This is a genomic window from Streptomyces sp. NPDC006602 (assembly GCF_042870385.1).
GTDB lineage: Bacteria > Actinomycetota > Actinomycetes > Streptomycetales > Streptomycetaceae > Streptomyces.
In genome coordinates this window covers 163,841-181,954 of record NZ_JBIAHG010000007.1, presented here as the reverse complement: position 1 = coordinate 181,954, position 18,114 = coordinate 163,841, and the positions used below count along the sequence as shown (strand labels likewise).

The window sequence follows — 18,114 nt, the reverse complement described above, 5'->3', positions numbered from 1 at the left end:
GTCAGAGCGCGTCCGGGCCGCGCTCGCCGGTGCGGACCCGTACGGCGGTCTCGACCGGGAGGGACCAGACCTTGCCGTCACCGATCTTGCCGGTGCGGGCCGCCTTGACGATGACGTCGATGAGACCCTCTGCGTCGTCGTCCTCGGCCAGCACCTCGATGCGGATCTTGGGGACCAGGTCGACCGTGTACTCGGCACCGCGGTAGACCTCGGTGTGTCCCCGCTGACGACCGTAGCCGCTCGCTTCGGTGACCGTCAGGCCGTGGACCCCGAAGGCCTGGAGGGCTTCCTTGATCTCGTCGAGCCGGTGGGGCTTCACGACGGCGGTGATGAGCTTCATGCGTCCACCTTCTTGGACTCAGAGGCGGGCGGGGCCGGCACGGCGCTGCGGTCGTAACCACCGCCGGCGCCGCTGAAGTCGTATGCGGTCTCGGCGTGCTCGGCCTGGTCGATACCGGCGACCTCCACGTCCTCGGGAACCCGCATACCCATCGTCTTGTCGATCAGGAAGGCGAGGATCGCCGAGGCGACGAGCGAGTAGCCGAGCACCGCGAAGACACCGGCGCACTGCTTCCAGAACTGGGTCATGCCGCCGCCGTAGAAGAGGCCTTCCACGGTGGACTGGCCGTGGCCGCTGGCGAGCAGGCCGATCAGCAGGGAGCCGACGACACCGCCGACCAGGTGGACACCGACGACGTCGAGCGAGTCGTCGTAGCCGAGCTTGTACTTCAGGCCGACGGCCATGGCGCACAGGACACCGGCGATGACACCGACGGCGATCGCGCCGAGCGGGGAGACGGCACCACCCGACGGGGTGATGGCGACGAGGCCCGCGACGGCACCGGAAGCCGCGCCCAGCGTGGTGAACGCGCCGTGGCGGATCTTCTCGTAGATGAGCCAGGCCAGCATGGCGGCGGCGGTGGCGACCTGCGTGTTGACGAACATCAGCGCGCCGACACCGTCGTCGTTGCCGAGCCAGGAACCGGCGTTGAAGCCGAACCAGCCGAACCACAGCAGACCGGAGCCGAGCATGACCAGCGGCAGGCTGTGCGGACGCATCGGGTCCTTCTTGAACCCGACCCGCTTGCCGATGACCAGGATCACGCCGAGTGCCGCGGCACCCGCGTTGATGTGGACCGCCGTACCACCGGCGAAGTCGATGACGCCCAGCTCGAAGGCCCAGCCACCGGCGCCCCAGACCCAGTGCGCGACCGGGAAGTAGACGACCGTGGCCCACAGGGCGACGAACAGCGCCCACGCGGTGAACTTCACGCGGTCCGCGAGGGCACCGCTGATCAGGGCGGGGGTGATGATGGCGAACATCATCTGGAAGATCATGAAGACGAAGATCGGGATGGTGTAGCCATCCCACAGCTCCGTCAGGCCGATGTTGCTGAGGCCTACCCAGTCGGAGTTCCATCCGATGATGCTGCCGGAGTCAGTACCAAAGGCCATGGAGAAGCCGTACAGCACCCACAGGATGGTGACGACCCCGATACTGATGAAGCTCATCATCAGCATGTTCAGAGTGCTCTTGACGCGGACCATGCCTCCGTAGAAGAAGGCAAGACCCGGAGTCATGATCAGCACCAGGGCGGAACAGATGAGCATGAAGCCAGTGTTGGCGGCAGACAGCTTGGGTGCTTCTGCGGCGAGCGTGATGGCTGCTGGTGCCATCGGCGTCTCCTCGTCGTTGGTACGGCCCCGTGCGGGCGAAGCCTGAGCGGATTTGAGGGGTGGGCCGGTTATGCGCCATGAGATTGACGCAGCGCCGTTTCGGTCGAAGCCCCTCGTTGTTTCGCCGCCGTGACGAAGGCGCCCCGTGTGTTACGCCTAGATGAACTGGCAGATATTGGGCGCGTCGATCGTTATCGTGGCGCAACCTTTGGCGAAGGCAGGAAACCGGCCACGGTCGACCTTCCGATGACCTGGCATGGGGGGAGCCGAGTCGGGCAGTTCGGGAAGGCCGGCCGTGGCCGGGGTTCAGGGGTTCTGCCGGTGTCTCAGACCGCTTCAGCGGTCTCGGGGAGCTCGATCGCGAGCTGGTCGGTGAGGTCCACGACCTCGGCGAGATCGCCGAAATCGCGTACAGCCGTGTCGACCGTCTTTCGAATACGAGTGTTGACGCGCTCCGAGCGCACTTTCTTGGCTTCCAGCATGGCCTTGGTGGCCAGCACCGCACTCCGCTCGGGCTCCCGCTGGAGCAGATGGACCGTGGCCATGCCGATCAGATTGAGTGCGTACGAACGCTGGTGATCGGGATCCTGGGCGAAGAGCTCGACGGCCCGCTGCATCAGAGGCTCGGCCAGCGAGGCGTAGGTGGGGCTGCGGCCGGCGACGTAGGCGAGGTCGCGGTAGGAGTGGGAGTTCTCGCCGTACAGCTCGGCCTCGGAGAAGAAGCGGATCCAGTCGGGGTCCGGCTCGTCCCACTCGTCGGCGTCGGCGAAGGTGTCCTCGGCCATCCGGACCGCCCTCTTGCACTTGCCGGGCTGCCCCATGTTGGCGTAGGCGCGGGCCTCCATCGCATACAGCATGGACTGGGTGCGCGGGCTCGCGCAGTCCCGGCTGCCGTACTGCGCGAGGTGGATCAGCTCCAGGGCGTCCTCGGGCCGCCCGAGGTGGATCATCTGGCGGCTCATGCTGGACAGGACGTACGAGCCGAGCGGCTTGTCGCCCGCCTCCTTGGCGGCGTGCAGGGCGAGCACGAAGTACTTCTGCGCGGTGGGCTGCAGCCCGACGTCGTACGACATCCACCCCGCGAGCTCCGCCAGCTCGGCGGCGACCTTGAACAGCTTCCTGGCGGTGGCCTCGGGTTGCGACTCCTGGAGGAGGTCGGTCACCTCGTGCAGCTGACCGACGACCGCCTTGCGGCGCAGGCCGCCGCCGCACTGGGCGTCCCACCGGCGGAACATCACCGTCGTCGACTCAAGGAGGTCCAGCTCGGGCTTGGACAGCCGGCCGCGGCGGGCCGAGGACGACGAGGACGGCTCGGGCTCGTGGTGCGGGGACGGGGGCGCGGGCACCAGCCAGCGCTGCATGGGCTCGATGAGGGACGGGCCCGCGGACAGGGCCAGCGAGGTCCCGAGGAAGCCGCGCCGCGCCAGCATCAGGTCGCTGCGCGAGAACTCGCTGAGCAGGGCCACCGTCTGCGGGCCCGTCCAGGGCAGGTCGACGCCGGTCGCGGAGGGTGACTGACGGGCGGTACGCAGGCCGAGATCCTCGACGGAGACAACACAGCCGAACCGCTCCGAGAACAGCTCGGACAGGATCCGGGGGATCGGCTCGCGGGGGTTCTCGCCGTCCAGCCAGCGGCGCACCCGCGAGGTGTCGGTGGAGATGTGGTTGGCGCCCAACTGGCGGGCCCTGCGGTTGACCTGGCGGGCGAGCTCGCCCTTGGACCAGCCGCTGCGCACGAACCACGAAGTGAGCAGCTCGTTCGGGCGCTTGTCAGCGTTCGTTGCGTTTGCAGCGCCCGTCCCGCTACCGCCGTTGCCGCTCACTGGAACGCCCCCATCCCTGAGACCACTTGTCACTGAGTGCGCCAAGCCCTATCAGAATGCCGGTAAATACGGCCGCCCGTCCGGTGGTTGTCATCCTTCGAACGGGAAGCCGGGTTGCCTCCGGCATACCCACGAGTGCATGTGCCCCCAGGCCTCATGCACTCAAAGTAATCCTACGATCACGCGTCCAGCCACGGCGATCCCGGAAACGCCACCATTCGCCACCCCTTCGAATGAACTCACGCTCACCTCCGCACGATTCACTTGACAGAGGACGGCCGGGAGTGGGCGGAGCGGTGCACTCTGGGGCGCACGGGGCTGAGCGCACCACCCGGGGTGCTTCCGGGCGCCGCCATGACCTGTAAGTGGCACGGGGCATGGCAACGGAGAGTCACATTTCGCGTTCGCCACGTAACCACCGGCACGCCGGACCCGTTGGAGGGGGCATGGGCTTCACGATCGGCGGCATTCGGGAGATCCGCTCCGGCTCGCGTCGGCGCGGCCGCTCTTCGGAGTGCACGACCGTCGCCGAGTTCACCGGACTCTGGGGCTGGGACGTGGTCCCGGGGGCGCGCGCCGCCGCGGGCGTCTGCTCGTGCGGGCGCGCCGACTGCGCCGCCCCGGGCGCCCATCCTCTCGACTTCGCGCCGCACGTCCCGGCCGGGGCGACCCTCGACGAGGTCACCAAGACCTGGGGGGAGTTCCCCGGCGCCGCGGTGATGCTGCCGGTCGGCCGGGCCTTCGACGTGATCGAGGTGGCCGAGCCCGCCGGGCGCCGTGCCCTGGTCCGCCTGGAGCGCATGGGCCTGCCCCTCGGCCCGGTCACCGTCGGCCCCGAGGGCCGCGCCCACTTCTTCGTCGCCCCCGGCGCCGCCGCCGGACTCCCCGAGCTCCTCTACCGCATGGGCTGGGACGACCCCACCTCCCTGGACCTCCACGGCCTCGGCCTCGGCACGTACATCACCGCTCCGCCGTCCGACCGGGGCGGGCTGGGTCCGGCGCGCTGGCTGCGGCCGCCGTCACTGGACACGGCGACGAAGCCGCCGGCGGCGCGCTTGTTGCTGGGGACGCTGGCTTACGTGGCGCACCGGTCGCGAGCGTAGGCGTACACAGCGAAGCGCCCGGCCCCAACTGCACCTTGGGGGCGGGCGCTTCTTCGACCGCATACGGATGTCTGCAGGTCAGTCTCCGATAAGCGCATCCACGAACGCCTCCGGCTCGAAGGGCGCCAGGTCGTCCGCGCCTTCTCCCAGGCCGACCAGCTTGACCGGCACACCCAGCTCGCGCTGCACCGCGATGACGATGCCGCCCTTCGCCGTGCCGTCCAGCTTGGTGAGGACGATGCCGGTGATGGCGACGACCTCGGCGAAGACCCGGGCCTGCACCAGACCGTTCTGGCCCGTGGTCGCGTCGAGGACGAGCAGCACCTCGTCCAGGGGCGCGTGCTTCTCGACGACGCGCTTTACCTTGCCGAGCTCGTCCATGAGGCCGGTCTTGGTGTGCAGGCGACCCGCGGTGTCGATGAGCACGACGTCCGCGCCCATCTCCTTGCCCTCCTTGACCGCGTCGAAGGCCACGGAGGCCGGGTCGCCGGCCTCGGGGCCGCGCACGGTGTGGGCACCGACCCGGTCGCCCCAGGTCTGCAGCTGGTCGGCGGCGGCGGCGCGGAAGGTGTCGGCGGCACCGAGCACGACGCTGCGGCCGTCGGCCACCAGGACGCGGGCGAGCTTGCCGGTGGTGGTGGTCTTGCCGGTGCCGTTGACACCGACGACCATCACGATGCCGGGCTTGCTGGCCTCGGGCTCCGTCCTGACCGTGCGGTCGACGTCGGTGCCGACCAGCTTGAGCAGCTCTTCGCGCAGCAGAGCGCGCAGCTCGTCCGGCGTGCGGGTGCCGAGCACCTTCACGCGCTCGCGCAGGCGTTCGACCAGCTCCTGGGTGGGCAGCACGCCGACGTCGGCGGTGAGCAGGATGTCCTCGATCTCCTCCCAGGTGTCCTCGTCGAGGTGCTCGCGCGCGAGCAGCGTGAGCAGGCCCTTGCCGAGGGCGTTCTGCGAGCGGGAAAGGCGGGCGCGCAGGCGGACCAGGCGGCCCTCGGTCGGCTCGGGGACCTCGAGCTCGGGAGCCTCGGGTTCAGGGACGGAGGGGGGCTCCTCCACGGCGACGGGAGCCGAGCCGTCCGGGAGGTCCACCTCCTCGATCGTCCGGCGCGGTTCGTCGCGCGGCGTCTCGGCCTCGTCGCCGATGTGTGGCTCGGCCGGAGGGGCGGTGATGTCGGGGGCGGTGGGCGGCGGCGGGGGCAGCGGCTTCCTGCGCCGGCTGCCGACTACGAGCCCGCCGAGCACACCGAGCAGGACCACGGCGATGACTACAGCAAGGATGACAATTTCCATAACTCGTCCAGTATGCGCGACCCCTCCCCGCCTGGTCCGTCGCCCGCGCCACCGAACGGGGCACGGAACGGGGGCACGCCCTACCCCTGGTTACCTGACGAACCGTCAGCTAATCTCCCCCAGCACCGGCACCCCACCCGCCCGGCGAAGGGGGCTCCCATGCCCGTCACCGTCGTCCGTTTCAACCTGGTCGAGCCCGGCGCCACCCCCGCCTCGCTCGGCGCCCGCTACCGGGCCGCCCTGGAAATGGCCGCCTACGCCGACGGCCAGGGGATCACCACCGTGCAGACCGAGGAGCACCACGGCGTCGACAACAACTGGCTGCCCTCGCCGTTCGCGTTCGCAGGCGCGGTGTTCGGGGCCACGCGCCGGATCGCGGTGACCGTCTCGGCGGTGATCGGCCCGTTGCACGACCCGCTGCGGCTGGCGGAGGACATCGCCGTACTGGACCTGCTGAGCGGCGGGCGGCTGGTGACGGTCGCCGGGATCGGGTACCGGCCCGAGGAGTACGCCCAGTTCGACGTGGAGTGGAAACGGCGGGGCCGGCTCCAGGACGAGCTGTTGGAGACGGTGCTGAAGGCCTGGACGGGCGAGCCCTTCGAGTACCGGGGCCGTACGGTACGGGTCACCCCACGCCCGTACTCCGACCCGCACCCCCTGCTCCTGGTCGGCGGCTCCTCGAAGGCCGCCGCCCGCCGGGCCGCCCGGCTCGGCCTGCCCTTCTTCCCCAGCGCGCACCTGCCGGAGCTGGAGGCGTACTACAAGGAGCGGCTCGTCGAGTACGGCACCGAGGGCTGGACCATGATGCCCGCCGCCGAGACTCCCCTGATCCACCTCGCCGAGGACCCCGACGAGGCGTGGGCCGCGTACGGCGAGCACTTCCTGCACGAGGCCCGGACGTACGCCTCCTGGCAGTCCGGCGACATCCGCTCGGCGGTGCGGTCGGCGGCCACGACGGTGGACGAGCTGCGCGCCGAGGGCGTGTACCGGATCCTCACGCCCGACGCGTGCGTGGCCCAGGGTCTGGACAACCTCGTCCTGCATCCGCTGGCGGGCGGGATGCCGGTGGACGAGGGGTGGCGGAGCCTGCGGCTGTTCTGCGAAGACGTGCTGCCCCGGCTCGGACCGTGAAGGCCGGGTGAGCCGGGGCAGTACGTCCTACGGGTGTCGAGGGGCGGGCAGCGGGGACCTTGGCCCGGCCCCTCGAGTGCGAGGGCCTCAATACGAGGCTCAGCCCATTTCCTCCAGCGCCTTGCCCTTCGTCTCCTTGACGTACTTGAGGACGAACGGGATGGAGAGCGCGGCGAAGGCCGTGTAGATCACGTAGGTCACGGAGAGGTTCCAGTCGGCCAGCGACGGGAAGCTCGCGGTGATGGCCCAGTTGGCGATCCACTGCGCGGCGGCGGCCACACCCAGTGCGGCGGCGCGGATCCGGTTCGGGAACATCTCGCCGAGGAAGACCCAGACGACCACACCCCACGACAGGGCGAAGAAGAGGACGAAGACGTGCGCGGCGATCAGGGCGATCCAGCCCTGGGTGGCCGGCAGCTTGCCGTCGACCAGGTCGAAGGAGAACGCCCAGGCCTCCAGCGCGAGGCCGATCACCATGCCGACGGAGCCGATGAGGGCCAACGGCTTACGGCCGACGCGGTCTACGAAGATCATGGCGATCACGGTGCCGACGATGTTGATGATCGACGTCGTGAAGGAGTAGAAGAAGGAGTCCGTCGGGTCGACGCCGACCGACTGCCACAGCGTCGAGGAGTAGTAGAACGCGACGTTGATGCCGACGAACTGCTGGAAGACCGACAGGCCGATGCCGACCCAGACGATCGGCTTGAAGAAGAAGGAGCCGCCGAGCAGGTCCTTGAAGGTGGACTTGTGCTCGCTGGTCATCGCGTGCTCGATCTCGGCGACGCGGGCGTCCAGGTCGACGCTCTTGCCCTCGACCTCTTCGAGGATCTCGCGGGCCCGCTCGTGCTTGCCGACGGAGATCAGAAAGCGCGGGGACTCGGGGATCGCGAAGGAGAGCAGGCCGTAGAGGACGGCCGGGATGACCATGACGCCGAGCATGACCTGCCAGGCCTCCAGGCCCATGAGCTTGCCACGCTGGTCACCGCCCGCGGCGTTCAGCAGACCCCAGTTGACCAGCTGCGAGATCGCGATGCCGATGACGATCGCGGCCTGCTGGAACGAGCCGAGGCGACCGCGGTAGGCCGGTGGGGCGACCTCGGCGATGTAGGCGGGGCCGATCACGGAGGCCATGCCGATGGCGAAGCCGCCGATCACACGCCAGAAGGCGAGGTCGTACAGCGAGAAGGGGAGCGCCGAACCGACGGCACTGACCGTGAACAGGACGGCCGATATTTGCATGCACCGGATGCGGCCGATGCGGTCGGCGATGCGGCCGGCGGTCGCGGCACCGATGGCACAGCCGATCAGCGCGATGGCGATGACCTGGGCCAGCGCCGCGGAGCCGATGTCATAGCGGCCACGGATGGCCTCGACGGCGCCGTTGATCACGGAGCTGTCGTAGCCGAAGAGGAAACCGCCCATCGCGGCCGCCGCCGCGATGAAGATGACGTGCCCGAGATGATCGGGATGAGCCGATGCGGCTCCTGACTTGGGTGCCTGCGCTGTGCTGGTCACGTGTACTCCTCGGGCCACCGGCAACGCTGCCGGAGTGGGGGCGAACCCTTCACGTCGCTCACCACTGAAGGTAAAAACAACGTTGCCGAGACTATTCCTTCAAGTATCGAAGTCAATACTTCGCCTGCCGTGGACTTCGAGCGGCGAGGTGAGGGATTTGTGTTCAAGAATTGAAGCTATGGAAACGTGCAGGTCGCAGTCGGTGTAGGCAGCACGTATCTAGCGGAGCCGCTGCGAGATGACCTTCGACACACCATCGCCCTGCATGGAGACGCCGTACAGCGCGTCGGCGACCTCCATGGTCCGCTTCTGGTGCGTGATCACGATCAGCTGGGAGGCTTCCTGCAGCTCCTGCATGATGCGGATCAGCCGCTGGAGGTTGGTGTCGTCGAGCGCCGCCTCGACCTCGTCCATGACGTAGAACGGGCTGGGCCGCGCCTTGAAGATCGACACCAGGAGCGCCACGGCGGTGAGTGAGCGCTCACCACCCGAGAGCAGGGACAGCCGCTTGACCTTCTTGCCCGGCGGCCGGGCCTCGACGTCCACGCCCGTGGTGAGCATGTTGTCCGGGTCGGTCAGGATGAGTCGCCCGTCGCCGCCCGGGAACAGCCTGCTGAACACGCCCTCGAACTCGCGGGCCGTGTCCCGGTATGCCTCGGTGAAGACCTGCTCGACGCGCTCGTCGACCTCCCTGACGACCTGGAGCAGGTCGGCCCGGGTCTTCTTCAGGTCTTCGAGCTGCTCGCTGAGGAACTTGTGACGTTCCTCCAGAGCCGCGAACTCCTCCAAGGCGAGCGGATTCACCTTCCCGAGCTGCTGATAGGCCCGCTCGGTCGCCTTCAGCCGTTTCTCCTGCTCCGCCCGGACGAACGGCTTCGGCTGGTTGCGCGGGTGCTCCGGGTCCTCCGGCAGTTCCTCGCCCTCGGCGGGGGGCGAGGGCGGTACCAGCAGGTGCGGGCCGTACTCGGCCACGAGCCCCGCCGGTTCCACACCGAGCTCCTCCAGCGCCTTGGTCTCCAGCTGCTCGATCCGCAGCCGCTTCTCCGCGCCGAGTACCTCGCCCCGGTGGACCGAATCCGTCAATTTGTCGAGCTCCGCCTTGAGATCACGCCCCGCGTTCCGGGCGGCGGCCAACTCCTGCTCACGGCGGGCCTTGGCGGCCTCGGCGGCGGTGCGCTCCTCGTCGGCGCGGGCGAGGGAGACCTCGACGTGCGCCAGCAGCTGCCGGGCACCGGAGGCGACGGCTTCGGCGACGGTCGCCTCGTGTCTGAGGCGGGCCCGCCGCTGTTCGGCACGCGCGCGTGCCTCGCGTTCCGCGCGGGCGGCCCGGTCGAGCGAGTCGGCCCGTCCGGACAGGCCCTTGACTCTTTCCTCGTGCGTACGGACCTGGAGGCGGGCCTCCATCTCGGTCTGCCGGGCATTGGCCCCGTCGGCGGCGAGCCGGTCCCGTACCGAGGTGTCGGGCTCCTCCTCGACCGGCATCTCCTCGGCGACGGCGAGCCGTTCGGCGAGTTCCTCGACATCCTGGAGTGCCTTGTCCAGCGCCTCCTGAGCCCGCGCGGCGGCGGCCACGGACCGCTCGGCCTCCCCCGCGGCCCCGCGCGCCTGCCCGGACAGGCGCCCCAATTGCTGCGCTACACCCGACTTCTCCCGGTCGGCGGCCCGGCGCCGCTCCGCCACTTCCTCGACCCTCGCGGCACACTCCCTACGCCGCTCCCCCGCCGCGTGCTGCGCCTCGGTCAGCGCCTCGCACCGTACGGCCAGCTCCTCGAGCTCGGCCGCGGCCTCGTCCACGGACGCCTGCACCTCGAGCAGGCTGGGCGCCCCCGCGGACCCACCCTGCGCGAAGTGCGCGCCCAGCAGGTCGCCCTCAGCGGTGACGGCGGTGAGATCGGGCCGCGCGTAGACGAGATCCTCGGCGTCTTCCAGGGTCCCGACGACGACGATCCCACGCAGAAGGCGGCGTACGGCGGGCATGAGGTCGCCGGGGCCGCGGACGAGGTCGGCGGCGAAGGGAGGACCGTCGGAGTGCGGCCGTCCGGACATGGCGCCGGGGTACGGGCTGTCGGCGGAGTGGGCCGCGTCGACGGGGTGGGTGCCTGCGAGGGCGCCGGAGACTGCGTCCGCCGCGGAGTACGCGCCCGCCGGGGCGCCCGAGGCGGCGTCCGGGGCCGCGGGCCATGCCCCCGCGCCGACCGGCTCCCCACCGGCGTTCGTGGGTGCCGCCGCCACCGGACGCGTCTGCGCGCCGCTTCTGGACCTGTGGGCAGCCGCGTCCGTGTCCTCCCGTGCCCCCGCCAGCAGCAGGGCCGCTCGTCCGGCGTCCTGTTTGCGCAGGAGGCGGATCGCGTCGGCGGCCGAGGAGGGGGTGGTCACCGCGATGGCGTCGGCGGCGGCGCCGAAGGCGGCGGCCAGGGCGACCTCGTGGCCCGGCGTCACGGTCAGCAGTTCGGCGGCCGGGCCGAGCAGGCCGGTGAGGCGGTCCTTTGCGCCGAGCAGCGCGCCCGTGCCGTCTTTGCGGCGCAGGCCGAGCGCCAGCGCTTCGTGGCGGGCCTGGGTCGCGGCCCGTCTGCGCTCCGCCGCCGTGGCCGCTTCGCGGGCCGCGGTCAGCGCGGCCTCCGCCTCGGCGAGCTGCTCCTTCGCCGTCTCGTGCTGCTCGGCGAGTTCCGCGTCGCCGGCGTCGAGGCCGTCGACCTCGGCCTTCAGAGTCTCGTACTCCTCCTGCGCGGCGACCGCCCGCTCCTGCGCCTCGTCCCTCGCGGCGGCCAGGCGGTCGATCTCGGCCTGGGCGGAGGCGGCGCGCGAACGGGCGGCGTTGACCTGGCCGTTCAGACGGGCCAGGCCCTCGCGGCGGTCGGCGATCGCGCGGGCGACATCCTTCAGGCGGCGTTCTTCATGGGCCAGTTCGCGTTCCAGCTCGGCGCGGTGCGCGACCGTGTCCTCCAGGGCGTGCTCGGCCGCCTCCAGGGCCGCTTCGAGCTCGGCCTCCTGCTCACGGATCCGGGCGGCCTCGCGCTCCATGTCCTCGGGGTCACGGCCGCGCCGCTCCTCGGGAGGCACCGAGGTCGCGCTCTTCACGCGCGCGTCGGCCAGTGAGATCGTGCCGCGCACCCGCTCGGCGAGCTGGGAGAGTTCGTACCAGCTCTGCTGTGCGCGCTGGAGGCGCGGCGTGAGCTGCCGTACCTCGTCCTCCAGGAGCGCCTCCCGCTGAAGCGCCTTCTTCAGCTCAAGTTCGGCGGATTCCTTGCGCTCCTTGAGGGCGGCCTCGTCCGCGACCTCGGCCTGCAGCGCCTCCCGCAGCCGTACGAGATCGTCGGCCAGCAGACGGAGGCGGGCATCGCGCAGGTCCGCCTGGATCACGGCTGCCCGGCGGGCGACCGCGGCCTGGCGTCCCAGGGGCTTCAACTGCCGGCGCAGCTCATCGGTCAGGTCCTGTACGCGCGCGAGATTGGCCTGCATCGCGTCCAGCTTCCGCAGCGCCTTCTCCTTGCGCTTGCGGTGCTTGAGGACGCCCGCCGCCTCCTCGATGAAGGCGCGGCGGCCCATGGGATCGGCGTGCAGGACGGAGTCGAGCTGGCCCTGGCCGACGATGACGTGCATCTCGCGGCCGATGCCGGAGTCGGACAGAAGTTCCTGGATGTCAAGGAGACGGCAGGTGTCGCCGTTGATCTGGTACTCGCTGCCGCCGTTACGGAACATGATCCGCGTGATGGTGACCTCGGCGTACTCGATGGGCAGCGCCCCGTCGGAGTTGTCGATGGTCAGGGACACCTCGGCGCGGCCCAGCGGCGGGCGGCCGGTGGTGCCGGCGAAGATGACGTCCTCCATCTTGCCGCCGCGCAGCGACTTGGCGCCCTGCTCGCCCATGACCCAGCTGAGCGCGTCCACGACATTGGACTTGCCCGAGCCGTTGGGTCCGACGACACACGTGATGCCCGGTTCGAACCGGAGCGTGGTCGCGGAGGCGAACGACTTGAAGCCACGGAGGGTCAGGGCCTTGAGGTGCACGCCGCTGGACTCTACCTTCCGGGGGTGTCTCACTCCATGAGCCCACGGTTTCACCCATGAACGTCCAGGGCACACCAGACGTTGAAGAGAGTGAAAGGATGCGCGGGGGAAGGAAACGCCGGGGGAAAGAAAGAAGGGACGCCGAAGCGTCCCTTGCAAACTCTGACAACTTTAGCGGTTGATACAGGCTGCCCAACCACTGCGTGAGCTGTCGTGTAGCGGTGCAGTGATCAGGTGAGCGCAGGCTCCGCCTGGTGTGCGTCGATGCTCTCCATGATCCTGTCGTGAGAAGCGGCAGCCGCGAGCGCGTCGTTCTCTTCCTGGATCCGTACAAGCTCGGATTCCAGGTCCTGGACGCGCTGCTGAAGCCGTCGCATCTCGGCGAGGAGTCGAGGGTCGGAGCCGCCGACGTAACCGAGAAGCGCCTTTGCCATGATGGATGGTCCTCCACACTGAGTGACCGACCGAAGCGGTGTGGGTCGTGAGGGATTCGCACCCGCGGTGCTTGACAATTTTGAGTTCGTGCTGCCGTTCTTCCATGCCAAACAGCTAGGGTGCGCGGGGTGCTTTTAGCGTCTCACCAAAAAGTTTGACGGTCAACACGATCACGCCCCGTATTGGCGGGCAACCCGGTGCTGCGCGGCCGGAACTGGCGGCGCTGAGACTCCTGCGGGGCCCTCGGGGCGTGGCGATCATCCTTACCTGGCGGAGCCTGCCACGACAAGCGGTTCTTGGCAACCACCAGGCTCTTTCTGCTTCCGACAGCTGCCAGTGGCATGTCCCTCCGCCTCCGCCTGGGCCGTTTTACAGAATCGGGTCAGCGGACGGCGAAGCCGTCGTAGTCCCCGCGAGGTGTGTCCCAGATCTCGGTGACGCCGTCGACGCGGCCGGGCGTGTCGTCGCCCTCGAGCCAGTCGAGGAGACTCTGACATCCCGCGCGCGGCCCCTCGGCGACCACCTGGACCCGTCCGTCGCCCAGATTGAGAGCAAAACCACTCAGGCCGCCGATCTCCAGGGCCTTGGCCCGTGTGAACCAGCGGAAACCCACACCTTGGACGCGTCCACGCACCCAGGCGACCAGTCGCACATCCTCGCTCATGGGTGCAACCTAACCGGCCAATGTCTCTCGGGACACTTCCTCCCCTGGCGCCATGCGGTACCGTCCCCACCCAATGAATCTCATATGAAACTCACTCGATCGTGTGAGTTTTGTGAGCTTGGTTGACCGGGGGGACGCGTCGACCGCCAGGACGAGGAAGGCAAGGACATGGGACGCCACCGACGCTCCGCCGCCGGCCGCGCCGCCACGGGCCGCGCCACGGGGGTCACAGAAACGTATGACTCCTATACAGAGGGCCATGGACACCGCGACTCGTACCCGGGGAACCACCCCACCTCAGGTATCGCGCCCTACCTGAACCCCGAGACGCACGAGGACGCCTCCGCGAGGAGTGACGCCTACCTCTTCGCGACGGAGGAGGACTACGCCCTCTACCGGGGCGAGGGCTTCACACCGGGCGGAGGTTCCCGCCGTGCCGGCTCGCACCGCCGCCGCAAGAGGGCCGTGACACCGGTGAAGACCGGTCTGCTCGGCGTCTCCGCCGCCGTCGCCCTCGGCACGGTCGCGGTCGCCACGGGCGCGGTGCCCGGTCTGCAGAACTACAAGCTCGGCGGGGGCAGCAGCAGCGGCGCCGACAAGGTGGAGGCCGCGGCCTCGCCGACCAACAGCGCGACCGAGCAGGGCGGCACCTCCGGCAGCGCCGAGAGCCGTGACGACGACGCGTCGACCAGCCGCGACGCCGACCGCTCCGCCTCGCCCACGCCATCCCCCTCCACGTCGACGTCGACGGCCCCGCCGACCGAGGCACCGTCGAAGAAGCCGAAGGCCACGCCCAGCAAGAAGCCGAAGACGACCCCTTCCCGTGCGGCCACGAAGGCGCCGGAGGAGAACAGCGCCCCCGTGACGGTGTCCGCGGAGACCGCCGCCGCGGTCGAGGTGCTGAAGCTCGTCAACGAGGAGCGGGCGAAGGTGGGCTGCAGCGCGGTCGCCGCGAACAGCGCACTCGCCGACCTCGCCCAGTCCTTCAGCGAGGACATGGCCGGGCGCGGCTTCTTCGACCACACCAACCCGGACGGCCTGAGCCCCTGGGACCGTGCCGCGAAGGCCGGCATCACCGACCTCGGCGGCGAGAACATAGCCCGCGGACAGGCGGACGCGGCCGCGGTGATGGAGGCCTGGATGAACAGCCCCGGCCACAAGGCCAACATCCTGAACTGCGACTTCAAGACGCTCGGGGTCGGTGCGCACCTCGGGTCGGGCGGCCCATGGTGGACCCAGGACTTCGGTTACTGAGATATCCACTGAGCTCTGATGCTCTCCTCCGCATCAGGTTGCACTAACTTCCAGTTAGTGCAACCTGTCGGTTAGCGCTGCGTTCGCGTACGCTTGGGACATGGACACCACGCAGGAGCGCACGGAGGCGCAGGACCTCCCGTACGACGTGTTCGCCAAGGCCTGTCCCTCGCGCGGCACACTGGAGCACGTCACGGGACGCTGGGGCGCGCTCACCCTCGGCGCCCTGCACGAGGGATCGTTGCGCTTCAACGAGCTGCGCCGCCGGATCGACGGCGTGAGCGAGAAGATGCTCTCCCAGACGCTGCACGCCCTGGAGCGCGACGGCCTGGTCCACCGCGAGGCCCAGCCCACCAACCCGCCCCGCGTGGACTACGAACTGACCCCGCTCGGCCGCGAGCTCGCCACCCGGCTGATGAGCCTCATCCACTTCGTGGAGGGGCGGATGGACGACGTACTCACGGCCCGCGAGCGTTACGACGAGACGCGCGGCGCCCGCTGACACCTCGGGCAGAAGTAGCTGGACCGGTTCATCCAGGGGCGCCTACGCATCGGCGTGCCGCAGCGCTTGCAGGGCAGACCCTCGCGCCCGTACGCGTCGAGCGAGCGGTCGAAGTACCCCGACTCCCCGTTGACGTTGACGTAGAGGCTGTCGAAGCTCGTGCCGCCGACCGCGAGGGCCTCGTTCATCACGTCCCGGATGTGACCGAGGAGTTCGGCGGTCCGCGGGCGCGTGAAGTTCGCCGTCGGGCGCTCGTAGTGCAGGCGGGCGCGCCAAAGTGCCTCGTCCGCGTAGATGTTGCCGACGCCGCTGATCAACGACTGGTCGAGCAGCGCCCGTTTGATGGTGCTGCGTTTGCGGCGCAGGGCCTGGTGGAAGGCCTCGTCGTCGAACAGCGGGTCAAGGGGATCGCGGGCGATGTGCGCGATGACGTCGGGCAGGCCGTCCGGGGTGGTGTCGTGCAACGACAGGCCGCCGAAGGTGCGTTGGTCGACGAAGCGGAGTTCTGTGTCGACCTCGTCCGCGAACCTCACCCGGATCCTGAGGTGCTTCTCGTCGGGCGCCGCGTGCGGCTGGACCAGGAGCTGCCCGCTCATGCCGAGGTGCGCCAGGATCGCGTGACCGGTGTCCTCCAGCGGCAGCCACAGGTACTTGCCGCGGCGGCTGGGCGTGCCGATGCGGTGGCCCTTGAGACGGTGGGCGAAGTCGTCGGCGCCGGCGAGGTGACGGCGTACGGCACGTGGGTGGAGCACCTCGGCCTCGGCGACCGTCCGGTGAGCGACCCACCGCTCCAGTCCGCGCCGTACGACCTCGACCTCGGGCAACTCGGGCATGGGGCTCCCCCGTCACATCCGGTATGAGTCGAGCGCCCGCCCTCGATCAAGAAGGCGGGCGCTCGGATCACGCTTGTTCGGTCAGGCGGAGACGGACGACGGACCTTCGCCGTCCTGGGCGGCCAGCTCGACCGCCCCCTTGGCACGCTCGTCCGCGGCGGCCCGAATGGCCCGCCAGGCGGATTCTGCGGCCTGCTGCTCCGCCTCCTTCTTGCTGCGGCCGGTGCCGGTGCCGTACGAGACGCCTCCGACGCGGGCGGCAGCGGTGAAGGTCTTCTCGTGGTCGGGGCCGGTCTCCGTGACCAGGTACTCGGGCACGCCGAGCCCTTCGGTCGCGGTGAGCTCCTGGAGACTGGTCTTCCAGTCCAGGCCGGCTCCGAGATTCGAGGACTTCTCGATCAGCGGGTCGAACAGGCGGTGCACCAGCTCCGCCGCCGAGTCCAGGCCCTGATCGAGATAGACCGCGCCGATCACCGCTTCCAGGGTGTCGGCAAGGATGGACGCCTTGTCCCGCCCGCCCGTGCCCTCTTCACCGCGGCCGAGCCGGATGAAGGAACCCAGGTCGAGCCCACGGCCGACCTCCGCCAGCGCACGCGAGTTGACCACCGCGGCCCGCAACTTGGCCAGCTGGCCTTCGGGCAGGTCGGGGTGGGTGCGATAGAGCGTGTCCGTGACCACCAGGCCGAGCACGGAGTCCCCGAGGAACTCCAACCGCTCGTTGGTGGGCAGACCGCCGTTCTCGTACGCGTACGAACGGTGGGTCAGCGCACGCACCAGAAGGGCGGACTCGAGTGTGTACCCGAGCCGCCCTTCCAACAGCGTGTGGGACGAGGCCGTGTTGTCCGCCGGGCCACTCCCGCTCTCGCGAGGAGCGTTCTTCTTTGGCGTGGACACTGTGCCTCTCACCAGCCGCTCAGACCTCGAGGACCTGGCGCTTGTTATAGGTGCCGCAAGCCGGGCACGCGATGTGCTGCAGCTTGGGCTCGTGGCAGCGCTCGCACGCAACCAGGGTGGGGACCGCAGCCTTCCACTGCGACCGGCGGTGGCGCGTGTTGCTGCGCGACATCTTCCGCTTCGGAACAGCCACGGCTACTTCTCCTGCTTCTCGTCGACGCCCGCTTCGGCGTCGCTGGTGTCGTCCTTCTCGCCATCTTCGAGTGAACCGGCGAGTCCCTGCAGTGCCGCCCAACGGATGTCGACGGCGTCGTGGTGGTGGCCCGGGTCGTCCGCAAGGCGTGCTCCGCACTGGGCGCACAGTCCTGGGCAGTCTTCCCGGCACACCGGCTGCATCGGCAGTGCGAGCACCACCGCATCGCGCAGCACGGGTTCGAGGTCGAACAGGCCGTCCTCGATGAAGAGCATGTCCTCGTCGTCCTCGGCGTCGTCGGCCGGCTCCGCCTTGGGGCGGCCCCGGTCGTCGGCGTCAGGGTACGAGAACATCTCCTGGAAGTCCGCTTCGAGCACCAGCTCGAGCGGCTCCAGACACCTTACGCACTCCCCCTTGGCCGTGGCGCGGACGGTGCCTGTGACGAGCACACCTTCCATGACCGACTCGAGGCGGAGTTCGAGCTTCATCGGGGCGCCTTCCGGAACTCCGATGACCTCCTGGATCCCGAGATCCTTGGGGGCGTCGATCTCACGGGTCAGGCGCTGCAGCGCGCCAGGACGCCGCCCCAGCTCGTGTGTGTCGAACACGAGAGGGTTGCGGTGGTCGAGGCGGGCGTTCAGAGCCATTCCTGCTTTCGATCTTCTGAGCTCGGGGTCGCCGCCCTTCGGTGTTCCCGGGCAGCGTTGATCGCGGACGTACACGCGACCGAAGAGCCAGGATACTGGACCTTTCGCTCACGGCCCAATCCGGTCTGCGCTCACGGCCACC

The 18,114-nt window shown here is 69.6% G+C and carries 16 protein-coding genes; 4 read left to right on the top strand and 12 right to left on the bottom strand.

Going from position 1 to position 18,114, the window contains the following annotated elements:
• Position 1: 1 nt before the first annotated feature.
• The 3 genes from ACFYO2_RS20690 to ACFYO2_RS20680 form a co-directional block, all read right to left on the bottom strand.
• A complete protein-coding gene (locus tag ACFYO2_RS20690) occupies positions 2-340 on the bottom strand; it encodes a P-II family nitrogen regulator (RefSeq protein ID WP_006379495.1) in 339 nt (112 codons plus the stop codon).
• Positions 337-1,677 carry an ammonium transporter gene (locus ACFYO2_RS20685; RefSeq protein WP_388350783.1) on the bottom strand — a complete coding sequence of 447 codons (1,341 nt, stop codon included), beginning with the start codon at positions 1,675-1,677 and terminating at the stop codon, positions 337-339. Before ACFYO2_RS20685 ends, ACFYO2_RS20690 begins: the two co-directional genes overlap by 4 nt.
• A gap of 326 nt (positions 1,678-2,003) precedes the next feature.
• Positions 2,004-3,500 carry a hypothetical protein gene (locus tag ACFYO2_RS20680; protein ID WP_388350780.1) on the bottom strand — a complete coding sequence of 499 codons (1,497 nt, stop codon included), beginning with the start codon at positions 3,498-3,500 and terminating at the stop codon, positions 2,004-2,006.
• A gap of 446 nt (positions 3,501-3,946) precedes the next feature.
• Here ACFYO2_RS20680 and ACFYO2_RS20675 point away from each other — a divergent pair, with 446 nt between their 5' ends.
• Positions 3,947-4,603 carry a bifunctional DNA primase/polymerase gene (locus ACFYO2_RS20675; protein ID WP_388350777.1) on the top strand — a complete coding sequence of 219 codons (657 nt, stop codon included), beginning with the start codon at positions 3,947-3,949 and terminating at the stop codon, positions 4,601-4,603.
• A gap of 78 nt (positions 4,604-4,681) precedes the next feature.
• On the opposite strand, the gene ftsY is transcribed toward ACFYO2_RS20675, so the two are convergent.
• Positions 4,682-5,893, bottom strand: coding sequence for a signal recognition particle-docking protein FtsY (gene ftsY, locus ACFYO2_RS20670; protein WP_388350774.1), 1,212 nt, complete (start codon positions 5,891-5,893; stop codon positions 4,682-4,684).
• 159 nt (positions 5,894-6,052) lie between these two features.
• Between ftsY and ACFYO2_RS20665 the strand changes: the two genes are divergently transcribed.
• Positions 6,053-7,024 (top strand): LLM class flavin-dependent oxidoreductase, encoded by a 972-nt coding sequence (locus tag ACFYO2_RS20665; protein WP_388350771.1) that lies wholly within the window; start codon positions 6,053-6,055, stop codon positions 7,022-7,024.
• 99 nt (positions 7,025-7,123) lie between these two features.
• On the opposite strand, the gene ACFYO2_RS20660 is transcribed toward ACFYO2_RS20665, so the two are convergent.
• From ACFYO2_RS20660 to ACFYO2_RS20645, 4 genes are all read right to left on the bottom strand, one after another.
• Positions 7,124-8,542 carry a sugar porter family MFS transporter gene (locus tag ACFYO2_RS20660; RefSeq protein ID WP_388350769.1) on the bottom strand — a complete coding sequence of 473 codons (1,419 nt, stop codon included), beginning with the start codon at positions 8,540-8,542 and terminating at the stop codon, positions 7,124-7,126.
• Positions 8,543-8,761: 219 nt separating this feature from the next.
• Complete coding sequence (locus ACFYO2_RS20655) at positions 8,762-12,550, bottom strand: AAA family ATPase (RefSeq protein ID WP_388350766.1); 3,789 nt, start codon at positions 12,548-12,550, stop codon at positions 8,762-8,764.
• 230 nt (positions 12,551-12,780) lie between these two features.
• On the bottom strand, positions 12,781-12,984 hold the full coding sequence (locus tag ACFYO2_RS20650; protein WP_217234679.1) for a hypothetical protein: 204 nt from the start codon (positions 12,982-12,984) through the stop codon (positions 12,781-12,783).
• Positions 12,985-13,367: 383 nt separating this feature from the next.
• Positions 13,368-13,649: an acylphosphatase gene (locus tag ACFYO2_RS20645; protein ID WP_388350764.1), complete on the bottom strand. Its 282-nt coding sequence runs from the start codon at positions 13,647-13,649 to the stop codon at positions 13,368-13,370.
• Positions 13,650-13,817: 168 nt separating this feature from the next.
• Here ACFYO2_RS20645 and ACFYO2_RS20640 point away from each other — a divergent pair, with 168 nt between their 5' ends.
• Positions 13,818-14,903 (top strand): CAP domain-containing protein, encoded by a 1,086-nt coding sequence (locus ACFYO2_RS20640; protein ID WP_388350761.1) that lies wholly within the window; start codon positions 13,818-13,820, stop codon positions 14,901-14,903.
• Between the two features lie 100 nt (positions 14,904-15,003).
• Entirely contained in the window at positions 15,004-15,405 is a 402-nt protein-coding gene (locus tag ACFYO2_RS20635) for a winged helix-turn-helix transcriptional regulator (RefSeq protein ID WP_388350758.1), read from the top strand.
• Here the strand turns inward: ACFYO2_RS20635 and mutM are convergent.
• The 4 genes from mutM to ACFYO2_RS20615 all read right to left on the bottom strand — a co-directional run bounded on the left by mutM (position 15,378) and on the right by ACFYO2_RS20615 (position 17,972).
• On the bottom strand, positions 15,378-16,238 hold the full coding sequence (mutM, locus tag ACFYO2_RS20630; RefSeq protein WP_388350755.1) for a bifunctional DNA-formamidopyrimidine glycosylase/DNA-(apurinic or apyrimidinic site) lyase: 861 nt from the start codon (positions 16,236-16,238) through the stop codon (positions 15,378-15,380). The two genes, ACFYO2_RS20635 and mutM, sit on opposite strands and share 28 nt — an antisense overlap.
• Positions 16,239-16,319: 81 nt before the next feature.
• Positions 16,320-17,132 (bottom strand): ribonuclease III, encoded by an 813-nt coding sequence (gene rnc / locus ACFYO2_RS20625; RefSeq protein WP_388350752.1) that lies wholly within the window; start codon positions 17,130-17,132, stop codon positions 16,320-16,322.
• Between the two features lie 19 nt (positions 17,133-17,151).
• A complete protein-coding gene (gene rpmF / locus ACFYO2_RS20620) occupies positions 17,152-17,325 on the bottom strand; it encodes a 50S ribosomal protein L32 (RefSeq protein ID WP_006139588.1) in 174 nt (57 codons plus the stop codon).
• Between the two features lie 2 nt (positions 17,326-17,327).
• Positions 17,328-17,972: a YceD family protein gene (locus ACFYO2_RS20615; protein WP_388350748.1), complete on the bottom strand. Its 645-nt coding sequence runs from the start codon at positions 17,970-17,972 to the stop codon at positions 17,328-17,330.
• Positions 17,973-18,114: the final 142 nt, after the last annotated feature.